14 protein-coding genes are annotated in these 25,753 nt (G+C 31.9%); all 14 read left to right on the top strand.

The annotated features are described in order from the left end of the window. The first annotated feature begins 36 nt into the window (after positions 1-36). Positions 37-1,071: a DUF5627 domain-containing protein gene (locus tag CHB67_RS13115; RefSeq protein WP_089382246.1), complete on the top strand. Its 1,035-nt coding sequence runs from the start codon at positions 37-39 to the stop codon at positions 1,069-1,071. A 104-nt stretch (positions 1,072-1,175) separates the two neighbouring features. Beyond that, positions 1,176-1,877, top strand: a complete 702-nt coding sequence (locus tag CHB67_RS13110) for a fibronectin type III domain-containing protein (RefSeq protein WP_089382245.1) — start codon at positions 1,176-1,178, stop codon at positions 1,875-1,877. Between the two features lie 119 nt (positions 1,878-1,996). Then, positions 1,997-2,953: a family 43 glycosylhydrolase gene (locus CHB67_RS13105; protein WP_089382244.1), complete on the top strand. Its 957-nt coding sequence runs from the start codon at positions 1,997-1,999 to the stop codon at positions 2,951-2,953. A gap of 39 nt (positions 2,954-2,992) precedes the next feature. Beyond that, positions 2,993-5,353 (top strand): T9SS type A sorting domain-containing protein, encoded by a 2,361-nt coding sequence (locus CHB67_RS13100; RefSeq protein ID WP_089382243.1) that lies wholly within the window; start codon positions 2,993-2,995, stop codon positions 5,351-5,353. Position 5,354: 1 nt separating this feature from the next. Then, positions 5,355-8,237, top strand: coding sequence for a T9SS type A sorting domain-containing protein (locus CHB67_RS13095; protein WP_089382242.1), 2,883 nt, complete (start codon positions 5,355-5,357; stop codon positions 8,235-8,237). A 2-nt stretch (positions 8,238-8,239) separates the two neighbouring features. Next, positions 8,240-9,424 carry a glycoside hydrolase family 88 protein gene (locus CHB67_RS13090; RefSeq protein ID WP_089382241.1) on the top strand — a complete coding sequence of 395 codons (1,185 nt, stop codon included), beginning with the start codon at positions 8,240-8,242 and terminating at the stop codon, positions 9,422-9,424. Between the two features lie 322 nt (positions 9,425-9,746). After that, positions 9,747-10,526 (top strand): DUF1961 family protein, encoded by a 780-nt coding sequence (locus tag CHB67_RS13085; protein WP_089382240.1) that lies wholly within the window; start codon positions 9,747-9,749, stop codon positions 10,524-10,526. 496 nt (positions 10,527-11,022) lie between these two features. Next, positions 11,023-12,351, top strand: a complete 1,329-nt coding sequence (locus CHB67_RS13080) for a chondroitinase-B domain-containing protein (RefSeq protein WP_176461277.1) — start codon at positions 11,023-11,025, stop codon at positions 12,349-12,351. A 196-nt stretch (positions 12,352-12,547) separates the two neighbouring features. Next, entirely contained in the window at positions 12,548-15,874 is a 3,327-nt protein-coding gene (locus CHB67_RS13075; protein ID WP_089382238.1) for a glycosyl hydrolase, read from the top strand. A gap of 13 nt (positions 15,875-15,887) precedes the next feature. Beyond that, the gene (locus CHB67_RS13070; protein ID WP_089382237.1) at positions 15,888-19,235 is read left to right on the top strand and encodes a glycosyl hydrolase; all 3,348 of its coding nucleotides are present in this window, start codon (positions 15,888-15,890) and stop codon (positions 19,233-19,235) included. Between the two features lie 115 nt (positions 19,236-19,350). After that, positions 19,351-21,057: a glycosyl hydrolase family 28-related protein gene (locus tag CHB67_RS13065; RefSeq protein ID WP_089382416.1), complete on the top strand. Its 1,707-nt coding sequence runs from the start codon at positions 19,351-19,353 to the stop codon at positions 21,055-21,057. A gap of 191 nt (positions 21,058-21,248) precedes the next feature. Beyond that, positions 21,249-22,112 carry a T9SS type A sorting domain-containing protein gene (locus CHB67_RS13060; RefSeq protein ID WP_089382236.1) on the top strand — a complete coding sequence of 288 codons (864 nt, stop codon included), beginning with the start codon at positions 21,249-21,251 and terminating at the stop codon, positions 22,110-22,112. Positions 22,113-22,383: 271 nt separating this feature from the next. After that, positions 22,384-23,877, top strand: a complete 1,494-nt coding sequence (locus tag CHB67_RS13055) for a sulfatase (RefSeq protein WP_089382235.1) — start codon at positions 22,384-22,386, stop codon at positions 23,875-23,877. Positions 23,878-23,915: 38 nt separating this feature from the next. Further along, positions 23,916-25,748: a glycoside hydrolase family 2 protein gene (locus tag CHB67_RS13050; protein ID WP_089382234.1), complete on the top strand. Its 1,833-nt coding sequence runs from the start codon at positions 23,916-23,918 to the stop codon at positions 25,746-25,748. The last annotated feature ends 5 nt before the right edge of the window (positions 25,749-25,753 follow it).

Genomic DNA, 25,753 nt, shown 5'->3' with positions numbered 1-25,753 from the left:
TGAACATTTTATTTAAAAAAGTTTAAAACACGAATTATGAAAACAAAAATATTAATATTATTAGTTGCTGTAATCAGTATTATGGCTTGTGAAAATCAAGACATTGAGTTTGGTGATTACGATTTTACAGCTGTGTACTTTCCTTTTCAAACTCCAGCACGAAGCCTTATTTTAGGAAAATATGATCTTGGAGTAAACGAAAATGATAACAATAGCAAGTTTGAAATTGGAGTAACCATGACGGGTGTATATAGTAATAAAGAAAATAGAAGTGTGCATTTTCAAGTAGCGCCAGAACTTCTTGACGGTGTAGAGAATGTAGTAGCTTTACCAGAAAATTATTATACCATTGAAACTCCAAGTCCAGTTACAATACCTAAAGGATCTGTTAAAGGAAGAATTGAAGTACAATTAACTGATGCCTTTTTTGAAGATCCATTATCTTTTGCTCCAGAAAAAACAGTAAACTATGTGGTTCCTGTATTAATTACAGAAGTCGAGAATTTAGATACTCTTTTGGTAGGTAAACCTTTAGAGGGGATTATAAATCCGTCTAGAGTAAATGAAGAAGATTGGGAATTTACACCTAAAGATTATACACTTTATGGTATTAAATTCATGAATAAATACCAAGCAATTTATTTACGTCGTGGAGTAGATGTAATGACAAACGCTGCAAATGAAACTATTACTACTGAATATCGCACAGAATTTATTGAAAGAGATGAACTAGTAAAATTAACCACAACAGGTAAAAGCAATGTAGAATTATCAAATCGTATTAGAAGAGGTGATGATGTAAGTCCTGGTGATGTAAATTTTGAACTAGTTTTTGATAATGAAGGTAGTTGTATTGTTAGAAGTTTTGGTGATGATCCATACAATGTTTCTGGCTCAGGTATATTTGTTGAAGATGGTGATACTTGGGGAGATAAAAAACGCGATGTAGTTTATCTAGATTATGCTTATACAGATAGTGCAAGCAATGAAACCCATAAGGTGAAAGATACTCTAGTGGTTAGAGATAGAGATGTGATTTTTGAAGAGTTCAAAATAGAACTTACAGAATAATAAATTTGATTAGAGTTTGGTTTATTAAGTAAGGGGATGCCCGTAATATTGGGCATCCCTTTTAAAACAAATTTTAGTTTTAATTTTCTAAACAAAAAAATAAAATGAAAAAAGTATATATACTAACTATAAGTTTAGGCATGTTACTATCATGTGGTGGAGGTGGAGATAATGATTCAGATTTTATTACTACTACTGAAAATAAAGCCCCTACAACACCATTAAAGGTGTACCCGCTAAACAATACACTTTGTGTAGACAACGCTGTGAAATTTGAGTGGAATGAATCAACTGACCCAGATAATAATTCGGTTAGCTATAAATTAGAAGTTTCAGAAACTAACTCATTTTCATCGTTATCATATAATGAAACGAGCAATGCGACATCAAAAATCATTGTTTTACCAAAAGGTAAAGCCTATTATTGGCGTGTAAAAGCAGTAGATAATAAACAAGCTGAGAGTACTTACTCATCATCAAGTCAATTTTTAACTGAAGGAGAAGGAGTAACCAATAATTTACCATTTTTACCAGTATTAGCATATCCAGAATTAAATGCAGAAATAGTTGGTTTCAGTGTCACATTAAGTTGGACTGCCAGTGATGTTGATAATGATACATTAACCTTTGACGTGTATTTAGATACAAATAGTAATCCTACTACCAAAGTTTCAGAAAACCAAACTGAAACAACCTATACAGCTAGTAACCTAACTGCAGCTAGTACCTATTATCTTAAAGTGATAGTGAAAGATGGTAATGGAGGAATAACTATTGGACAAATATGGAACTTTAAAACAAAATAAAAAGCGATGTATTACCATAACTCTAGATGCTAGGATTAGTAAAAGACTATACTATTCAGAAGGTTTGAAATGGGCGTTGTGTAAAAATTGGATTAATAAGAATATAATAAGATCAAGAAATGAAAATTAGTAAAAAAAGTGTTTTAGGCCTTTTGTTAACTTTAGTAACAATTGTTGGTGTGTCAAAGATTGTATCAAAGAGTCTAGATAATAAACAAATCGAAGAACCATTAATGGAGCCTAAGTTGGTAATTACAAATCCATTAATTCCAGAACCAGGAATGTCTGATCCTCATATGTTGGTAGTTGATGATGTGTGCTACGTTTTTACAGGTCACGATATAGGTTTTGGTATAAGCGATTGGGTAATGCCAGATTGGCGTATCTATAAATCTATGGATATGAAAACATGGGAGCATGTAGGTACTATTAGTCCTGAAGATAATTATATGGGGAAAGGAAATACATCATGCTGGGCAGGAGATATTGTAGAACGAAACGGTAAGTATTATTGGTATTTTTCAAATCACCATGACAATGCAGGGGTTATGGTAGCAGACAAGCCTGAAGGGCCATATAAAGATGCACTAGGTAAACCTCTAGTAGATTCATTTGACCCTACTATTTTTGTTGATGATGATAACACTCCATATATAATTTATGGTAGAACAAATTATAAAATAGCACGCCTTAAAGAATCTATGATTGAGCTTGATGAAGAGCCCAAAACAATTGTTATTAACAAAACAACCTATTTTCCAGATATGGATAAAAATTCGTTACATAAGTATAATGGTATATACTATCTAAGTTGTTCGGGTTATTATGCTACTTCTAAAAATTTGTATGGTCCTTATGAAACTCAAGGACTTGTAGGAGAAGGTTGGGAATTAGACACGCCTTATGGCCATGGTGACTTTTTTGTTTGGAAAGGCGATTGGTATCATGTATGGTGCCACTACAAGGATCGTACAAAAGATCGTATAAGAGATTGTTTTATAGCACCTGTTATATATGGTAAAAATGGAGAAATGAAAGACGATTTAAGTCAATTAGAAGCAGCACTTACTAAGTAATACAAAGCTGTAAATTACATAATTAATTATATCATTAGTATGAACAAAATCTCAACTAAGTTGCAACTTTTAGTTTCTATAATTGTTTTGTGTTTACAAGTAAATATGTTTTCGGGTATTTACGCACAAACAAAAACAACTTCAGATTTATGGGGTGAAAAAGGAGAGTTATGGGACTCACGTGGCCGACTTTCCGATTTTTCTTATGCAGGTTATGGAGGTGGGTATGCTGAAAAACCAGTATTTAGTAATATTATTAATGTATTAGATCAAGGTGTTGTAGCTAATGATGGTTTAAGTGATATTTTGGCTATTGATGTTATAATTAAATCAGCTCCCGATAATAGTATTATTTATTTTCCTGCCGGAAGATATGTGATTGATGATTGGCTCAAAATAGAAAGAAGCAATGTTGTTCTTAGGGGAGCAGGTGATGGAGCAGACGGTACTGTATTTTATATGCCCAATTCAGCTACTGATATCAATGGGGAATTTAATGGACTTTATGCTACAGGAGATAAAGGTCATATTATAGAGTTTTTTGGGAGATATAGTAGTAAGGTTACTAAAATTACAGAGGAAGCATTGAGATCTGACAAAGTGATTGTAGTAGAGGATGCCAGTAAATTAAAGCAAGGAGATATTATAGAAATAAATGCTGATGGTAATAACCCTGTAAATGGAGAATTGTGGTATGAATACTTTAATAACCAAACTCAAGATTATCCTGAACCTCATAGTAGCTGGCTTTCGGCTGATGGCGGTAATATGTTTCATACCATAGAAAAAATTGAAGGTAATTTAATTACGCTTCGTGAACCCTTAAGACTTAGACTTAAACCTTCTTGGGAAATGTTTGTATACCAACGAAACAGTGCGTTGCAAAATGTGGGTATGGAAGATATAAGGATAGAAGTGATTGAAAAAGAGCATGCAGAGCATTTAACAGAACCAGGATATAACCCTATTGGTTTTAATAGTTGCTACAATTTTTGGTGTAAAAACCTAACAATAGTAAATGCTGATAATCCAATTTTCCTTAAATATTCAGCGTACGGAGAAATTGATGATATTGTAATTGAAGGAAGAGATGGGCATCATGGTTTTACGTATGCTTATTCTTCTAGCAATGTAATAAGTAACATCAACATAAATACAAGTATTCCATATACACATGCAATCACTTTTATACATAAATCAAATGGAAATGTATTAAGAAATGTAAAAGGAGCTAGTACTATTAGTCTGGATTTTCACCGTAATGCACCTTTTTCAAATTTAATATGTGATGTACGTACTGATTGGAATCATAGAAGTACAGGTACTAATACAGCAGGACCATATGCAGGAGCACGTAATGTTTATTGGGGCTTGTATGGAGAGTCGACTGCTTTGTATTGGGGCGATATAAATAATATAATAAGAAATCATTGGGGTATGTATCAAAGTACCATCGTATCTGCTTTAAATACAGGAGAGCTTTTTACAGAGGAAAGAGAATGGTATGAGCATGTACCAAATTTAGCTGAAAAAGACTTGTATGAAATTCAACAAAAATACCATACTGAATTTATTCATGAGTCAGTTTTTAATAGTAATGAATATGGAAACCGAGCTGACTGGAAAGAAAGAGATAACTCCCGATGGAAAGTAATTGATATAGCTGGTAATAATAGATATGCGCTTTTTGCTAAAGATCTTCCACCAGTTTCAACCGGGAAATTATCAGAATATTCTGTTATTGATATTCCAGAAGGAAACACTTATGAGGTTGAGGCAAGAGTAAAACGTTATGTAACTAGTGAAATTGAAAACGAATCTGATGTTGCTATAATTACTGCGTTTAGTAATGATGATAATTATATTTTTGGAAGATTGAGTGCTGATTCAAGCAAGTCAGGAATATATAGAGTGCTTAATGGTAATGTTACAAAATTAGCAGGTACAGGTTCTACGCTTTCTACAAATGGTTATGTGACACTAAAATTAGTAATTGATAGTGGAAATGTTGTTTTTACCTTAGATGATAATGAAATAGCTAAAGCTAATAATGTACTTAACATTTCATTTGGTAAGGCAGGTGTAGGATCCTCTAGAAACGGAATAGTTTTATTGAAGTTTTTAGAAAATGGAGATGTGCTGTCTCTTAATGAAAGTACAATCAATAGCTTTAAAATTTATCCAAATCCAATTGAAAATGAGTTTGTTATATCCTTGCAAAACTTTACAAATGCTACAATTACCATTTTTAATATGAATGGACAATTGTTGTATAAAACAATAGCAAATAAGACATCAATAAAAATAGCTGCTAAGGGTGTATTTTCTCAAGGTGTTTATATTGTGAAAGTCTCTAATTTAGAGGGGCAAAGCTATTTCAAAAAAATGATAATTAATTAACATGGAAAGGATTATAAAAAAAATATCAATTTTATTAATTCTACTACTAAGTAGTAATTATATTCAGTCACAAACAAAAACAACTTCAGATTTATGGGGTGAAAAAGGAGAGTTATGGGACTCACGTGGCCGACTTTCCGATTTTTCTTATGCAGGTTATGGAGGTGGGTATGCTGAAAAACCAGTATTTAGTAATATTATTAATGTATTAGATCAAGGTGTTGTAGCTAATGATGGTTTAAGTGATATTTTGGCTATTGATGTTATAATTAAATCAGCTCCCGATAATAGTATTATTTATTTTCCTGCCGGAAGATATGTGATTGATGATTGGCTCAAAATAGAAAGAAGCAATGTTGTTCTTAGGGGAGCAGGTGATGGAGCAGACGGTACTGTATTTTATATGCCCAATTCAGCTACCGATATCAATGGGGAATTTAGTGGACTTTATGCTACAGGAGATAAAGGTCATATTATAGAGTTTTTTGGGAGATATAGTAGTAAGGTTACTAAAATTACAGAGGAAGCATTGAGATCTGACAAAGTGATTGTAGTAGAGGATGCCAGTAAATTAAAGCAAGGAGATATTATAGAAATAAATGCTGATGGTAATAACCCTGTAAATGGAGAATTGTGGTATGAATACTTTAATAACCAAACTCAAGATTATCCTGAACCTCATAGTAGCTGGCTTTCGGCTGATGGCGGTAATATGTTTCATACCATAGAAAAAATTGAAGGTAATTTAATTACGCTTCGTGAACCCTTAAGACTTAGACTTAAACCTTCTTGGGAAATGTTTGTATACCAACGAAACAGTGCGTTGCAAAATGTGGGTATGGAAGATATAAGGATAGAAGTGATTGAAAAAGAGCATGCAGAGCATTTAACAGAACCAGGATATAACCCTATTGGTTTTAATAGTTGCTACAATTTTTGGTGTAAAAACCTAACAATAGTAAATGCTGATAATCCAATTTTCCTTAAATATTCAGCGTACGGAGAAATTGATGATATTGTAATTGAAGGAAGAGATGGGCATCATGGTTTTACGTATGCTTATTCTTCTAGCAATGTAATAAGTAACATCAACATAAATACAAGTATTCCATATACACATGCAATCACTTTTATACATAAATCAAATGGAAATGTATTAAGAAATGTAAAAGGAGCTAGTACTATTAGTCTGGATTTTCACCGTAATGCACCTTTTTCAAATTTAATATGTGATGTACGTACTGATTGGAATCATAGAAGTACAGGTACTAATACAGCAGGACCATATGCAGGAGCACGTAATGTTTATTGGGGCTTGTATGGAGAGTCGATTGCTTTGTATTGGGGCGATATAAATAATACAATAAGAAATCATTGGGGTATGTATCAAAGTACCATCGTATCTGCTTTAAATACAGGAGAGCTTTTTACAGAGGAAAGAGAATGGTATGAGCATGTACCAAATTTAGCTGAAAAAGACTTGTATGAAATTCAACAAAAATACCATACTGAATTTATTCATGAGTCAGTTTTTAATAGTAATGAATATGGAAACCGAGCTGACTGGAAAGAAAGAGATGCATCACGTTGGAAAGTTCAGAATATTGAAGGTATGAAATATTATTCGTTGTTTGCAGAGGAACTCCCTCTAGTTTCAACGGGGAAATTATCGGAATATTCGGTAGTAACCATACCACAAAAAGCTATTTACGAAATTGAAACTAGCATAAAAAGTATTGATAAGTTAGAGAATAGAACAGAATCAGATATTGTTTTAGTTACTTCTTTTATTGATGATAATAACTACCTGTTTGCACGTGTTAGTACAGATAAGGAAAAATCAGGTATTTTTTCTGTAAAAAACGGAGCTACAAGCAAGTTAATAGGAAGTTCTTCAGTTTTACAAAATGATGAAGAAGTACTTTTAAAGTTGGGTGTAGAGAATAACCAAATCATATTTACCATGAATAATGGGCTAGTTGCAAAAGTAGCTTATAGTGGAACGATACCATTTGGCAAAACAGGTGTAGGCTCTTCAAAAAATGGTATTTTATTTCAAGAGTTTCAAATAAACGATACGGTAACAAGTAATGTTAATGATTCAGATAACGATGGTGTTCCTAATTCAGAAGATTTATGTTCAAGTACACCAGAAGGAACAGTTGTAGATAATCAAGGTTGTCCAAAAACGCAATTGCCATCAGATAATTTTACTATTGAAACTACGGGAGAAACTTGTGTAGATAAAAAGAATGGTAAGTTGGTTATTAATGCAGGAGAAAGCAGGAATTACATATTGAGTATGAATGGTGTAGATTACGATTTTACAACTACTAAAATAATTGATGGATTAAGCCCAGGTACTTATGATTTATGTATCAGTATTTCAGGAGATGATTATGAGCAGTGTTACTCAGTAATAATTGAAGGTGGTGTTAATTTATCGGGGAAAATAAAAGTTACAAAACAAAAGGCTTATGTATCTGTAGCAGTTGGAACAGCTCCATACACGGTCTATAAAAATGGAGAAGCTATATTTGAAACGTATCAATCTAGCTTTTCGCTACCTGTTAATCATGGTGATCAATTAAAGGTAGTAAGCAAAACAGCTTGTGAAGGAGGTGTTTCAAAAAGTATTAATTTTCTTGAAGAAATAAAAGCTTATCCAAACCCATCCAACGGTTTGTTTGAAATTTATATTCCAAATAATATACAAAAAATAGATGTTGAGATTTATAATATGCTTTCACAATTAATTGAAGCACAAATCTACCCTGTAAGTTCGGGCATGATATTGATAGATATAACAGACAAACCCAGTGGTGTTTATATTGTAAAAGTAAATGGAGATAAACCAGTATTTGTAAAAGTGATAAAAGAATAAAAATGAAAAATTTATATATCGTATTTATTAGTTTAGGATTTCTAATGTCTTGTCAGGTAAGTAAGAAAAATGAAAAGCAGGCAGAAGTATCAAATACAAAAACACTCCTAGAAAGAAGATATCAAGAGCTTCTTAATTATCCTGTAGATTCTATGTCTATTCCAAGAAGTTATACCAAAACAACAAATGAAGTTAGGGGTGTAGCTTCCAAAGATTGGACAAGTGGTTTTTTTCCAGGAAATCTTTGGCAATTATATTTAATTACGGGTAAACAAGAATTTTTAGATAAAGCTGAAACTTGGACTTCATTTATAGAAAAAGAAAAGTTTAACAATAACGACCATGATATAGGTTTTAAAGTGTACTCTTGTTTTGGTACTGGCTATAAAGTTACAGGAAAAGAACATTATAAAGACGTTATTATTAAAAGTGCCAAAACACTTTGTACCAGATATAGTGATACGGTTGGAGCTATTAGATCTTGGGATTTTAACAAGAAGAAATGGCAATATCCTGTGATTATAGATAATATGATTAATTTGGAATTGTTGTTCGAAGCAAGTGAAATTACAGGAGATAGTCTTTATCATAAAATTGCAGTAAACCATGCAAATACAACTTTAAAAAATCATTTTAGACCAGACAATAGTGTGTACCATGTCATCGATTACAATCCTTCAAATGGAGAGGTTCGATTAAAAAATACGCATCAAGGATTAAATGATAATTCAACTTGGGCTAGAGGTCAGGCTTGGGCTATTTACGGCTTTTCAATGGCTTATAGATACACAAATGATCAAAGATATTTAGATCAGGCAATTGCTACGGCCAACTTTTATTTAGAGCATGAAAATTTACCAGAAGATGGTATTGCTTATTGGGATTTTGATGATCCAAAAATTCCAAATACACATAAAGATGTTTCTGCATCAGCGGTTGTTTGTTCAGCTTTATATGAAATTTATGGATATACAAAACAGCAATATTTTTTGGATAAAGCAAATTTAATATTAGCATCTTTAATGTCAGATAAATATGTTTTAGATGCTGAAATTGAAGCTCCTTTTATTTTGGATTACAGTACAGGGAATAAACCAAAAGAGGATGAGTTGGATGAGCCAATAGTTTATGGCGATTATTATTTTTTAGAAGCTTTGGTTAGAAAAAAATTAAAAGATTCGAAATAACATAAATATAGGTTATAAAGAAATATATATTGTTATTTATTTGGGTATCAATTTTAACTTTTGTCTTTGAAATAAATATCAGGTTAGAAATTCAAAGGAACTTATATAAACAGTTTCAAAAGTTAAACAGGAGATGTAATGATTCTTCTTAACTGGAATTATGGAGTCGAAACATTTATAATTAAACCGTAAGGATTAAAAAAAATAATTGAACATTAAATAAAACATCGTGAATAAAAATAGTAAATATGTTACCAGTTCATAAGTTTTGTATTCGATTTTAGAATAAATCCAAAAGAAATAATTTAGTTTACATCAGTTTATGAAGTATATTATTAGTTTGCTTTTATTTATTAATAGTGCTTATTTTTTCGCTCAAGATGAAGAAAAAGATTTTAATATACTAGATAATAATGAGCATTGGAATTTAGTTTTTAAGGATAATTGTAAAAATGATTGGACCAATAAATGGACTTTAGACGGACTCATTGCAAAGGTAGAAAATTCAAATAAAGGAATGCATTTCAAAGCAGGGCCAAAACCTAATGATGATGCACATCATGCTGTTTTATGGACCAAAGAGTCTTTTGCTGGAGATGTTAAAATAGAATTCGATTATACTCGAACAGATACCGAGAATAGATATGTAAACATTTTATATATCCAAGCAACAGGGGATCAAGATACAGAAGTGTATGATAAGGACATCTTAAAATGGAGTGATTTAAGGACAGTTCCTGCAATGCGAAACTATTTCAATAATATGAATCTACTACATATCAGTTTTGCCGCATTCAAAAATGATGGTGGCGGAGCCTATTACGTAAGAGCTAGAAAGTATCCTAAGAATACTTCATTTGAAGATATGCGTATACAACCTTCTTATGATATGGATGGTTATATGAAATCGAATCAAAAATATCATATTACAGCCATTAAAAGGGATAAAGCGCTTTTTTTTAAAGTGGAGAGTGTGGATGGGGTAAAGCTTTTTTTCTGGGATCTTTCTAAAATCCCTCCAATAAAAGAGGGTAGAATAGGCATTAGGCATATGGCCACACGTTCTGCTATTTATAAGAATTTCAAAGTGTATACAAATTGAATTTTAAAACTAGATTTCTTTAGGATGTCTACTTAGGTTTTAGTTATAAAATCAGATTGAATTCCTTTTGTTATTAGTCATTATTGAGTTGAATGTAAGACTTCAACTTAAAAATAATATAATAGCGTTTTTGAGACAATAATATAAATACGCATCAATAATGAAAGTAATGATACAATAGTGCTTAAATATTGAGTGTGTAAGTTGGTAAATTTGACTGTTTTGAAAATCTCATACGATAGTATTATTACTTACCAGTATCTAAGAAATGGATATGTGTTGAATTCGACAAATGGTAAAAGAGGATTAAATGGATGTACTAATTTAAATTCAAATATTTAATTGTAATTGGCAATAAATATATATTGAAAATAATTTAGTTAATCATCAAATATTTACAGAAATAAGAAAATTGATAATGTTTACAAAAAAAACGACTAAAAGACTAGTGCAAATTAACTTTATAATCTGTTGCATCTTAGCATCAAGTTTGCAAATGTTTGCAAACACTGTTACTGTTACATCTATTGCTCAGTTACAAACTGAGGTAAATAGGGCAACAGCTGGTACCGAAATAATTGTTAAAAATGGTATTTATACTACAAGTAGTCAAATTTCCATTAAAGATGTAATGGGAACAGAAAGTGAACCAATTATTATTCGTGCTGAAACCATTGGAGGTGTTACTATAAATGGAAAAGATGGATTTGTTACCCAAGGTTCAACGCAATATGTGATTATCAAAGGATTTGTTTTTAAGCACGAGGCATATCATAGACTTTTTAATTCTGCATCCCATTGTACTTTTACCAGAAATGTATATGAATGTATCAAGGATTCAGAAACAGATGCAAATACGAGTTCATCATATTTAGCTATTTCAGGTAGTAATAATGAAGTGAGTTATAATACATTTCAGAATAAGAATTTTAGAGGGCCAATGCTTTCATTACAAGGTTCAAACGGTAAAATTGCACAAAATAACTGGGTGCATCATAATTATTTTAAAGATTTTACAACTAGTGACGCTGATAATGACAACACTGCCGTGCAGCCGGGTTATGGTAAGTTTGGTAACAGTAGAGCAAATATGGTTATTGAACATAATTTGTTTGAAAATTTATCTGCAGATGCCGAAGGAGTATTATCAGCCAAATGTTGGGATGTAACTTTTAGGTACAATACTGTAAAAAACTGCACACATACTTCGCTTCGTAACGGTCAAGAACATAAAGTCTATGGAAATTATTTTTTTAATTCTAAACTTCGCTTTGCAGACAGTAACCATAAGTTGTATAACAATGTATTTATTGGAGATAATGCAGGGATAATCCTTTTTAGCAGATTAGAAGCATCAAAACCAACCGGATACTCACATATTCGTCCTGTTAATTGCTTCATTGGGTTTAATACGTTTAGTAAAAACAGTTCAGCATTCATAAGTAACGGTGATGGTGGTTCACAAGATTTAAAAATAGTGAACAATATTTTTTATGATTGTGATAAAGCTATAGAAGATGTAGGAGCCAAAATGGATGGTGTTCAATTCGATGCAAATATTATTTGGAAAGGAAATAAAAACAATCATCCAAATAGTGGATTAATAATTAAAGATCCCATGTTTGAATTTGATAACGATGGTATTCCAAGTATAAAATCAAATAGTCCCGCAGTTGATAATTCAAAAGGAAACTATGAGTTTGTTCTTGATGATATGGATGGTCAAATTCGCACAGGGAAGAAAGATATTGGAGCTGATGAGTTGGGGAAAGGGAATAAATCTGTCAGCGTTTTGTCTGCCAACCAAGTTGGGCCAAATGGATAAAGTTTACATTAAAAATCAATAGTAAAATCATATAAATACAACTATTGGTATTTTCAAAAGCTTACGATAAAAAGTTGTGGGTAATTACTGTCAACTTTGTTGGTTCAAAAAAGCAATATCAATTTTTGGTCGAAGTTAAAGGTATTATAATTTTTAGAAATCTTTATATTTTGATTACACCAGAAAATTTAAACGAATGAAAAATATATCACGAATTCTATCTATTCTATTTCTAACTGTATGTTCAGAGGTAAGTAGTCAAAACTTAGAAAAAACTTTTAAATCACCACCAAATTCTGTAAAACCGAAAACCTGGATGCATGCCATGAGTGGTAATATGAGTAAGGTGGGGATGACCAAAGATTTAGAAGCAATAGCTGCAGCAGGACAAGGTGGTATTTTGTTATTTAATATTGCCAACAAAATACCTTACGGAAATGTTGATTATAACTCAGATGAACATCACGACATACTTACGCATACAGCTAAAGAATGTGAACGTTTAAATTTAACTTTTGGGGTGCATAATTGTGATGGTTGGACTTCAAGCGGTGGTCCTTGGATTACCCCAGAACAAAGTATGAAAATGGTAGTTTGGAGCGAAACTATTTTAGACGGAGGTATCATAAATAAGCCGCTATTGCAACCTACTACTATTGAAGGCTTTTATAAAGATATTGCCGTTATTGCGTATCCAGCATTTGAAACCGAAATTATAGATGCTAATGCTAAACCCGTAATTACAGCTTCAGATAAAAAATTTGATATTGGTATTGCTACTGATAATTGGAATGAAAAATCTTCAGAATTGAAGAAAACTAGTGATTACGATCCCTCAATTACTTTTGATTATGAACAACTACATAAAATAAGTTCGGTATATGTTTCCTATTTTGGTGAAGGTATTGTTGCTGCTCTCGAAATATCGGATGATGGAAAAAATTACACAAAGATTAAGACGTTTAAATACGCTACCCGAATTGGTAAAAAGAAAAGAATTATCAGCGAACAATTTGATGCAATTAGCGCAAGATATTTTCGAGTGTCTTTTGAAAAATCAATCAATATTAGAGAAATCAACTTAACACAAACACGCCCCTATAAAGATTATTTAAAGTTTAGCGGGTTAGGCTCGCCTGAAAATTATTTGGATATAGTTAAAAATTCCAAAAATGTAAATGTTATCCCCATGTCATCCATCTTAAATTTAACAGGTTCACTTTCAAAAGAAGGAATATTACAAACTAAATTAACAAAAGGGAAATGGATGGTGATGAGATTTGGATATACATCTACAGGAGCAACCAATTGGCCAGCCTCTAAATCGGGTATTGGTTTAGAATGTGATAAATTTAGTAGAAAAGCATTTAAAATTCATTTTGATGCTTTTTCAAAAAAGGTCATTGACAATACAAAAAAAGTAGCGCCAAACGCCTTACAATATATTGAGATTGATAGTTATGAAATGGGTGGGCAAAACTGGACCAACAACTTTGAATCAATATTCAATAAAGAAAAGGGGTATGATATCATCTCGTTCTTACCCATTTTTGCAGGTCGTTATGTAGAAAATTCCGAAACTACTAGTGCTATTTCTTATGATCTTAATGAAGTATACTGCAATTTAGCAACCAATAATTACTTTAAATATTTTACGGAGTTGTGCAATGAAAATGGTTTAAAAAGTTACATAGAACCTTATGGAGAAGGTCCTTTGAGTCCTCTTGATATTTCTAAATATATTGATTTGCCAATGACCGAGTTTTGGATGGGTAGGAAAAATCAAAAAAGACTAACTGGAACCATAGATGGCGCCCATATTTATGGGAAAAATATTATCTCGGCAGAAGCCTTTACAGCGACTCCAGATGTCAATTGGAAAATGCATCCAGCAATGGCCAAAATTTGGGGTGATATGGCTTGGGTTAAGGGTGTAAACGAATTTATGTTTCATCGCTATGTACACCAACCCAATACCAATGTAAAACCAGGATTGACGATGGGAACTTGGGGTTCGCATATAGACAGAACGCAACCTTGGTGGATGAATGCAGGTTCTGCTTGGTTTCAATACATAACACGCGGTAGTTACTTATTGCGACAAGGGTATCCTGTGGCAGATGTATTAGTATTTGTTGGCGATGTACCACATAAAGATGGTTTTAAACGCAAAGAATTAAATATCAAAATACCAACAGGCTTAAATTTCGATTGTACAAATACCGACGTTTTAATCAATCGTACTGTCATAAAAAATAAAACACTTGTACTACCAGAAGGAAATGCTTATAGTCATTTAGTTCTTCAAGATGTTGATTTAATGGCGCTACCAACTTTAAAAAGATTAAAAGCAATTGTTGATGCAGGTATTCCAATTGTTGGAAATAAACCAAAAAAGTTAACGGGGTATAAAAATTCCGAAAGTAATATAAAGATGTTTGAAGAATTAGTTGCTTACATCTGGAGCAAACCAAATTGCATTACTTCATATAATTTTAACAATGTACAAGCAGACTTTACAATAAAAGATAAAGATATAGAATTTGAACACCGGAAATCTAAGGAAGCTGATATTTACTTTTTTTATAATGAAAAAGAGCAGCCTGCTAATTACGAATGTAAGTTTAGAGTTGGTAATAAAATTCCAGAATTATGGGATGCTACTACTGGAGAAATTACAAAAATTGCACGTTTTAAAACTAATGAAAAAGAAACAATCGTTTGGTTAAATTTAAAGCCATTAGAATCTGCTTTTATTATTTTTAGAGAAAATGCCAATAACGTTATTTCCATTGTTGAAGTAAATGACGCTAATGAATACCATTTCGACGAATCGAATAATATCATAGCTGTATCTGATAAATCAGGAGATTATAGCTTAAAGCTAAGCAATGGAAAAACAAAAATTTTTAGCATAAAATCTAAAGAAATAGTTAAGCCTATTAGTTTGAATACCTCTTGGGATGTAGAATTTTTGGAAGAAAATGATTATGCAGTGAATCTTAAATTTGAAACATTAACAGATTGGAAAGATAATGCTAATGAAAATATCAAATATTACTCAGGTGAAGCTATTTATCGTAAAAATTTCACTATTTCTAAAAAGCTAAAAGAATCAGACAAAGCAATATTAGATTTAGGAAATGTAAGTATTACAGCAGAAGTATTTATAAACGGGAAAAATGCTGGTGTACTTTGGATAGCGCCGTTCACATTGGATATAAGTAACAATCTCGTAAAAGGTGAAAATACCATAGAAGTAAAAGTATTCAACCAATGGACTAATAAATTAATTGGTGATGAACGCTTTCCTAAACAAGATGACGGTTATAATTTATCAAGTTACATACCTAAAGATGATAGTAAAATGCCAGATTGGTATATAAATAACCAACCCCTGCCAAAAGGACCAAGAACCACCTTTGATGCGGGACAATTTTATAAAAAAGGAGATGAACTTATGTCGTCAGGACTTTTAGGACCAGTTAGTATATTTTTTAAAGAAGAAAAAATAATTAAGTAAAAATTTATAAATAATGAAAAAAGTAATTTATACGATACTTACCTTAATGGCATGTAATTTTTCACAAGCTCAGGTTAAACAAAAAATGGTATTAGATAATGAATTCGTTAATCCGGCTCCAGAAAACAGACCACGAACATGGATGCATGTCATGAATAGTAACATGAGTAAAGTAGGGTTAACTAAAGATTTTGAAGCCATGGCCGATGCTGGTATCGGTGGAATTATCCTTTTCAATGTTTCTGCTTATATAAAAGATGGCGATGAGAAATTTAATTCGCCTGAGCATATTGATAAGATTGGACATGCTGCAGCAGAATGTGAGCGACTTGGTTTAAGCTTTGGAGTGCATAATTGTGATGGATGGACTTCAAGTGGTGGTCCTTGGGTTACTGCCGAACATTCAATGAAACAAATTGTACATCGTGAAATGGTTGTAGAAGGAGGTAAAATAAATTTGAAATTGCCTGACCCTACAAAACGAGGTGATTATTACAAAGATGTAGCTGTTATTGCATATCCTGCTTTAGAATCTGAAGTTATAACATCTGAAATAAAACCAGAAGTTACAAGCTCAAGTTCAGACTTTAACATAGATATGGTTATTGATGGTAAAATTGATGAACGCAACTGGCTAAAAGTTCCAGAAAAAGGCTTGTCATGGATTCAATGGGACTTTAAAAAACCACATACTGTGAGATCTTTCTATCTAAATTGTGAAAAGAAAAAAGAAAATGGTATTACCAAACTTCAAATGTCTAATGATGGTATTAATTTTAAAGATGTTGTAGATTTCAAAGTATTGCGCCAAGGTAAAAAAGAGTATGCTATAGACAAACATTTTGATGCCATTACAGCTCGTTATTTTCGTTTTGTAACCGATATGGATTTTGAAATTTCAGAAATAAACTTAACCGGAGTTTATAGGTTTAATGATATGTTGGCACGCACTAGTTTATTTATGCAAGAAAATCATAGGCTACCATCTTTAGATCAAGCGCCAGAAAATATGATTGTAAAGAAAGATGAAATTATCAATCTAACCGAATTTGTTAACAACAATGGCGTGCTAAAAACAAAGTTGCCAAATGGGAATTGGACCATCATGCGTTTTGGATATACCATCACTGGGGCCGTTAATGGTCCTGCATCAGATGAAGGTCGAGGATGGGAAGTAGATAAAATGAGTAAAGCTTCCTTTAAAACTTTTTTTGATGGTTATGTAAAGAATGTTATTGATGTTTCAAAACCAGTAGCACCCAATGCTTTGCAATATATAGAAATTGATAGTTATGAGGTAGGTGGTCAAAATTGGACACTAGGATACGAGAACTATTTTAAAGAACATTTCGGGTATGATATCATGGACTTTCTACCATTATATGCAGGACGTTATGTAGAGAATACAGATACCACAGAACGTGTTTTGTGGGATATGCGGAATTTTACTAGTAAAATGATGACCGATAATTACTTCGATTATTTTACAGAGTTATGCCATGATGAAGGGTTGATAAGTTATGTGGAGCCCTACAGTTTTAATGCTGCATTTAACGAACTAGATGCCACTAAGAAAGTAGATATCCCAATGGGAGAATTTTGGATGCGTGGGTATTTTAAAACAGAAACAGCTGTATCTGGAGCCCGTATTTATGGTAAGAATATTGTATCTGCAGAGGCATTTACAGCACTACCAAAAGTGAATTGGAGAAGTCACCCAGGGCAAATGAAACTATCTGGAGATAAAGCTTGGACTTTGGGTATTAACGAATTTATGTTCCATCGTTACGCTCACCAAGCCAATACAAATGTAGCACCTGGAATGACTATGGGGATTTGGGGTTCTCATATTGATAGAACGCAAACTTGGTGGGACAATGCTGGGAAATCTTGGTTCAAATATTTGGCACGTGGTCAATATATGTTACGAAAAGGAATCCCTGTTTCAGACTTACTAGTATTTGTTGGGGATGGAACACCTAATTCATCTTATAAAGTAAATTCCATTAGTCCAAAATTACCAGATTATGTAAATTTTGATTGTATTAATTCGGATGCAATGATCAATAGAATTACTGTAAAAGATCATAAAATGGTATTACCCAATGGTATTTCCTATTATATGCTGAATTTAAAAAACATGAAGGAGGTAAAACTTTCTACCTTAAGAAAAATAGCCGAGTTAGCTGAAAAGGGCATTATAATTACGGGTGATAAGCCTGAACAATTAGGAGGTTATAACAATTCTTTAGTAGATAAACAGGAATTTGAAAAATTGGTAAAATTAATTTGGAGTGCACCTAATACTTTAAAAAACAAACCATGGGAAGAAATTTATAATTCATACAATATTCCTAAAGATTTAGTTATTGAAGACGGAAATGATATTGGGTACACGCACCGTAAAACTGAAAATGAAGATATTTACTTCTTTTACAATCCAACTGAAAATGAAAAGACCTTCAAATGTACCTTTAATGTGGCGAATAAAATTCCAGAGCTATGGAATCAATTGAATGGAGAAATTACAAAAGTTGCAGCCTTCAATCATAATAAAAATGGCACAACTATTACTATTGTTAAATTGTCTTCTGAAGGATCTGTATTTGTTGTATTTAGAGAGTCGTCAAATAATGTAACGAGTATTCAAGCCGATTATGCCTTAAATACCCCATTAGTTCAAGCTGTTTTATCAAAAGAAAATAAGATTGAATTTAATATTTCAAAAGCTGGAGTTTATAATGTAAAATTAAATAACGGTGAAACAAAAACGATTAAAGTAAAACAAATTTCTGAAAATGTTGATATTTCATCTAATTGGAAAGTGTCATTTCCAACGATAAAATCGGAACAAAAAACATTTAATTTTTCTGAATTAATAGATTGGACTACACATAGCAATGAAGAGATAAAGTATTTTTCTGGTACTGCTATTTATGAGAAATCTTTCAATATAAATAAAAAGGTGCTTGCTAAGGATGTAAAGTTAATACTAGATTTAGGCAAGGTAGACATTGCTGCAAAAGTAATTTTAAACGGAAAAGATTTAGGTGTTATTTGGAAAGCGCCTTATCAAATAGACATTACGGATGCTGTGAAAAAAGGAGGAAATGTTTTGAAAATTGAAATTACCAATCAATGGACGAATAGATTAATTGGTGATGAAAATTATCCAGACCTTTCGGGGTATTACGATTCAAAGGAGATGCCAGAATGGTATAAGAATAATGAGCCTGCACCACTAGGTAAGCGTACCACGTTTACAACATATAATTTCTTTAAAAAAGGAGATGATTTAATACCAGCAGGATTAGTTGGGCCAATTATGATAACGTTTAAACAATACAAAACAATTAAGTAATGAACAATAAATATATCTTTTTGGAATGTAAACGTAGCTACAAATAGAATGGTTTATAATTTTTTGAAAGGTTTTTTTGAGCAAATAATAACAACACGCTGATAAAATGAATGTTATGGGCAATAAATCTAAAAAAGAAAGAAAGAATAAGTATCTATTTAATACTAAAGTATTAGTTTTTGTAGGGGTATTTGTGCTAAACACTGCATTTTCTCAAGAAGCTAAAATGCCAGAAATTTTGGTAAACAAAAAAGTAATCAAAGAAAATTATTTGCCAGATTTCTCTTTTGCAGGTTATCATTTTGGAGAAAAGGAAACACCAAAACAATATGATCATTATTTAAATGTAACCGATTTTGGTGCAAAACCCAATGATGATATTGATGATAGTAAAGCCTTTATTGACGCCGTTAAAAAAGCAGATGAATTAGAAGGCTATGTGGTAATAAATATTCCTTCTGGAAAATTTAACATCAGTAAAATTATCTATATAAATCGTAGTAAAACGGTTTTGAGAGGTGTTGGTGCTGGTGAAAAAGGAACTGTTTTGTATTTCCAAAGATCTCTACGTTTTGTTCAAGATCCACCCGAGCATGAAGAGTTGATGGCATATCTTTCTGTTTTTGATAAAAAACAAAGAGAACCACAAAATGGTGTGGATAACACTTTTTCACAATACTCATGGTCTGGAGCTTTTATTTGGGTAGCTAAAAAGGGAAAGTTTTATAAATCTTATAACATTCCAAAGTACAATCAACCTATCACTACTTATGCAAAAGGATTATCAGGAAAACAAGGTGATTTTAAAATTCAAGTAGATGACGCCTCAAAAGTTAAGGTTGGAGAAACCTATAAACTATGTTGGTTTAATAAAGATGGCAAAGAAGGTTCTTTTTTAAAGCACTTGTACGACAACCAAAATATAGAAATTGGAAAACATCATTGGGATAATCCAGAAAGTCCGTTGGTTACACAAATGGTATTGGTTACTAAAATAGATAAAAATACGGTTTATATTAAAGCGCCTTTATTACACGATATTAAAACAGACTGGCATTGTGCCATTACTGAATGGGAGCATATAGAGGAGGTTGGTATTGAAAATATAGCTTTTGAGTTTCCTTTATATCCAGATTTACCACATCACTTAGAAGAAGGAAACAACGCTATATACTTAACTAGTTTAATGAACGGTTGGGTAAAAAATGTTCGATTTAAAAATGCAGATAGCGGTATTTTAACAGATGATATTTCAAATGTAACCATACAGGATGTTATTACTTATGGTGATAAATTAGCACACTATTCTGTTTCTATGGGTGAGGTTCATAATGTTTTAGTAGAAAACCTTTACATTAAAAATAAGGTTAGGCATCCGTTGAGTTTTAATACACGTTCTACAAAATGTGTGTATACAAATTGTACAATAGAGCAGCAGCCTATTTTAGATCAGCATAGTGGTGCAAACCAACAAAATTTATTCGATAATATTAAGGTTTACATTGATGCACCAGTGCACGAAACATTAAAGTATCCTTTATTTAAGTCGGGAGGTTCAAAATTTTGGCATCCTGCTCATGGCGCTTTTAGTACAATGTTTAATATTGATATTAATTTTGCAAACATACCTGAAAGCTTAAATAAACCAATTCTTTTAAATGGAATAATTAACGGTATATCAGCTAGGTTAATTGGGTTTCATGCCAATCATCCAATAAAAATAGATTATACACCTAATGCGTATATTGAAAATCAAAATCAGATACCTGCAATTAGTTCATTATATAATTATCAACTTCAAAACAGATTGAAAAAGAAATAATTAATGAGAATTTTAGATTATTTAACAAGATTATTGTTCAAAACGATAGTTCTATTTTTCACTATTGTTTAAATAGCTGTATAAGTGTTGAAAAAAGTGGAAAAAGTGAAAATAATAGAACAATAGTGCAAAGAAATGAACACTTTGAGTCATTACTTTTGAATCACAAACTAAAATAAAATATATACATTATGAAAAAATTATTACTATTATCTGGTTTATTTTTAACCAGTTTACTTTATGCCCAAGATCCTGCTTTGCAAAACGATCAATTTGACGAAATACCTAAAATAGGGGGAAGTGATTGTGCTTGTTCGCAATGGATCAATGAAGATATCGCTCCAGATAGACCCGCTCAAACTACATCTGGGCTTACATTTCCTAATACAGGTGTAAAGCTTGTTGGTACAAAAGATCAAGTAATATATCAAGAAGTAGCCGTTTTAGCTAATACAGACTATAAATTTACTTATCATGTTTACATCAAAGACGGAACCGCAGGTGTTCCTCAAGTAGAGATACGTATTTTAAAAGGTTCTGGATATGAATCTGGATATACGCCAATTTATTATACTGATAGTTCACAGAAACCCTATAGTGGTTTTGGGTACAAAACAAAGGCAGCTGTTGAAACAACATCTAATAATATTAAATTAGTTACAGAGGAGTTTCCAGGCAATACGGATTATAATACAAAAGAATTTACTTTTAATTCTGGGTCAGAAACGAGTATAGCTATATACATGAAGATGCTAGATGTAAACGAAATCCGATTTGATTGGGTGTCTTTAACTAATCAAGCGACCGCATCTGTGCAAGATGTCTTTAAATCTAGTTTAAGTGTGTATCCTAACCCAACTAAAAACTTAATTTCTGTAAAGTCTAAAGATATTAAAATTGAGTCTGTTGAAGTTTTTAATATGCTTGGAAAAAGTATTTTAAAAGGTAGTTTAGTAAATGAGACAATTGATGTTTCTAATTTAACTCCAGGAGTTTACATGTTAAAAGTTAATAGTGAAACTTCAAGCTCAACAAGAAGAATAGTTGTAAATTAGTTTTTGTTTTAATTTATGGTAAATAAATAATTAGTGTGTAAGTTAGTTTAACTGCACACTATTATTTATTTAACTAATAAAGTTAGAGAACAATTTAGTAAAATATAAATATTTTTATTTTGAGACTTATGAATTAGCAAGATGAGAATTCCGAGAATTAGTAGTGTGATGTAAAATTCGAAAAGACAACACAAATTATAATTATACTGAAAAATAAAATACAAAAAGAATAGCATTAAATATAATAATTACCGCACAAATTTAAACCCTTATGAATGTTCCAAGTTTTATCAAACGACTTTTTCTTATATTATTAATATATCCAACAATTTCATCATGCCAAACAAAACAAAAAAAGCAAACGCCATATAATGTACTGTTCATTGCTGTAGATGATTTAAGAACAGAACTCAATTGTTATGGTGCTACACATATTAAATCACCAAATATTGACCGTTTAGCAGGTAGTGGAGTTCGTTTCACCAATGCACACGTGCAACAAGCTATTTGTATGGCTTCAAGAGCTTCAATTATGTCTGGTATTAGACCAGAAAAGCAGGGAATCTATACAGGTGAATCTGTTACTGATCTTTTACCAAATGTACTTACCATGAACAAGTTTTTCGCACAAAATGGTTATGAAATAGCTTCTTCTGGAAAAATTTATCACTATACTGAAGACACCAAAGCACAATTTGGAGATACTTATATTGAACCAAATCCTACTTGGGAAGCTAAGGGTTATGTAACAGAAGAAGGTTCTGAAGCTCTTAAATTAACTAAAAAACCAGGAAATGGTTTACCGTATGAGGCCGCCCAGGTTCATGATACCATTTATCCAGATGGCATAAATACTTTAAATGCCATGAGAAAGCTGGAAGTTCTTAAAAAAGAAGGCAAACCTTTTTTTATGGCTGTTGGTCTTATAAAACCTCATTTACCTTTTAATGCACCTCAAAAATATTGGGATATGTATCCTAAAAGTTCTGTGGGGCTATCTAAATTAACTGAAAGACCAGAGAATTCTAGTAATTATACAATGCGTTATGGAGGAGAATTAGGTAACTATTATGGTATGCCAAAATTATTTGAAGATGTTCCAGATTCAACGGCTATTTCTTTACGACGTGGGTATTACGCTTGTGTGTCTTATGTTGATGCTCAGGTTGGAAATTTAATGAATAAATTAGATGAATTAGGGCTGAGAGAAAATACAATAGTGGTTTTATGGGGAGATCACGGATATAAATTAGGAGATTACGGTAGTTGGTGTAAGTGGTCTAATATGAACATAGACACAAACATACCATTTATATTTAATGTACCTAATGGAAAAAAAGGGCAAGTGTACACACATCCTGTAGAAGCTCTAGATATCTATCCAACATTAGCAGAATTATGTCAATTAAAACAACCTTCTCATTTAGAAGGAAAAAGTTTAGTTCCTATTCTAAAAAATCCAAAGAAAGAGTCTAAAACAAAATCGTATGCCTATTCAATTTGGCCAGACAACCGCTGGAACTATGATAAAACCGTTATGGGATATTCAGTAACAGATGATCAATTTAATTATGTAGAATGGGTACAACTAAATACAGGAGAAGTATTAGAGCGCGAATTATATGACCATGCTAAAGACCCAAAAGAGACGAAGAATGTTATTGCTGAAAGTCAGTATCACAATGTTATTAGTGAATTAGCTAAAAAAGTTAAGGAGAAAAAAGAAGCTACAGACCATAATCACAATTTTAAAAAGTTGAAATAATAAATCAATAGTAAAAACGAATTTAAAATAAATAAATAATGAAAAAAATAATTGTAATATTATTAGTGTTAATTTCAAATACCGAAGTGTTTTCTCAAGATAATTTATTGCAAAATAGTTTTTTAAGAGAAGGTATAACACTAAATGGTAGATGGAATTATATAGTAGATGTATATGAGTCGGGTTATTATAATTATAGAAGAGAGCCACATGACGAATCTGAAAATCCGGGAGCAGGTGCCTTTTTTGTAAATGCAAAACCTAAAGATAAAACTGATAGAGTAGAATATGATTTTGATGCTGCACCAACATTAGTTGTACCAGGTGATTGGAATTCACAAAAAGAAAATTTGTTTTATTATGAAGGTACACTTTGGTATAAAAAATCATTTGATGTTCCTAATTACGATGCTTCAAAAAGGTATTACTTACATTTCGGTGCTGTAAATTATTTTGCAGATGTATATGTGAATGGAGAAAAATTAGGAGCGCATAGAGGTGGTTTTACACCTTTTAACTTTGAAATGTCGAAGGTATTAAAACCTAAAGATAATTTTGTAATTGTAAGAGTAGACAACAAACGTTTTCCAGATGAGGTGCCTACAGTAAGCACTGACTGGTGGAACTATGGAGGTATTACACGAGATGTAACCATTTACGAGTTAAATGAAACTTTTATAGAAGATTATAGCGTTCAATTAGATAAAGAAAATGATAAATTGTTAAAAGGGTTTATTCAATTAAATGGAGAAAGCAAAGCGAACTCAAAAGTTTTAGTAAACATACCAGAATTGAAAATAAATAAAACTTTTACAACAAATGAAAAAGGGTATGCTTCTTTTGAAATTCCTGTAAAAAAGATAGACAAATGGAGCGATACCAATCCAAAACTTTATACTGTTTCTATAGCTACCGATAAAGATAAAATTTCAGATAAAATAGGATTCAGACACATAAAAACAAAGGGTGCTGATATTTTATTGAATGGAGAAAAAGTATTCTTAAAAGGAATATCTATTCATGAAGAAAATGTAATGAGAGGTGGAAGAGCACATTCTATTGAAGATGCTAGAGTTCTTTTAGGTTGGGCAAAAGAGTTAGGATGTAATTTTGTGCGATTGGCACACTATCCACACAATGAAAATATGGTGCGTTTGGCTGATGAAATGGGGCTATTAGTTTGGGAAGAAATTCCAGTTTATTGGACCATTGATTGGGAAAATATGGAAACCTATAAAAAAGCAGAGACACAATTAAAAGAGGTGGTTAGTAGAGATAAAAACAGGGCATCGGTAATCATTTGGTCAATGGCAAATGAAACACCACAATCAGAGGAGCGACTTAGTTTTTTGTCAAATCTAGCGAAGGCTACAAGAGAGTTAGACAATACACGTTTAATAACGGCTGCACTAGAAGACCATCCAAGTAAAGACAATAAAAATATTATGGTGATTGAAGATAAATTCTCAGACATTGTAGATATTGTTAGTTTCAACCAATATTATGGTTGGTATGGAGGTTCTATTGAGGATTTAAAAAATATTAGCTGGGAAATAGCAATTGATAAACCTGTAATTATTTCTGAATTTGGAGCAGCTGCTCTACAAGGTTTTCATGGTGATAAAACAACAATGTGGACAGAAGAAAATCAAGCATATCTTTACGAAGAAACTTTACCAGCATTAGCTAAAATACCACAATTTAGTGGTGTAACACCTTGGATTTTGACAGATTTTAGATCGCCACGTCGTATGCATGATGTGTATCAAAATGGATACAATAGAAAAGGATTGATTTCTGAAACAGGAAATAAGAAAAAAGCATTTTACACTTTGCAAAAGTTTTACGAAAATATTAAGATTAAAGAGTAAAGTTA

The organism is Lutibacter agarilyticus (assembly GCF_900188235.1).
GTDB lineage: Bacteria > Bacteroidota > Bacteroidia > Flavobacteriales > Flavobacteriaceae > Lutibacter > Lutibacter agarilyticus.
The sequence above is the reverse complement of the archived record's forward strand: the minus strand, read 5'-3'. Positions and strand labels throughout refer to the sequence as shown.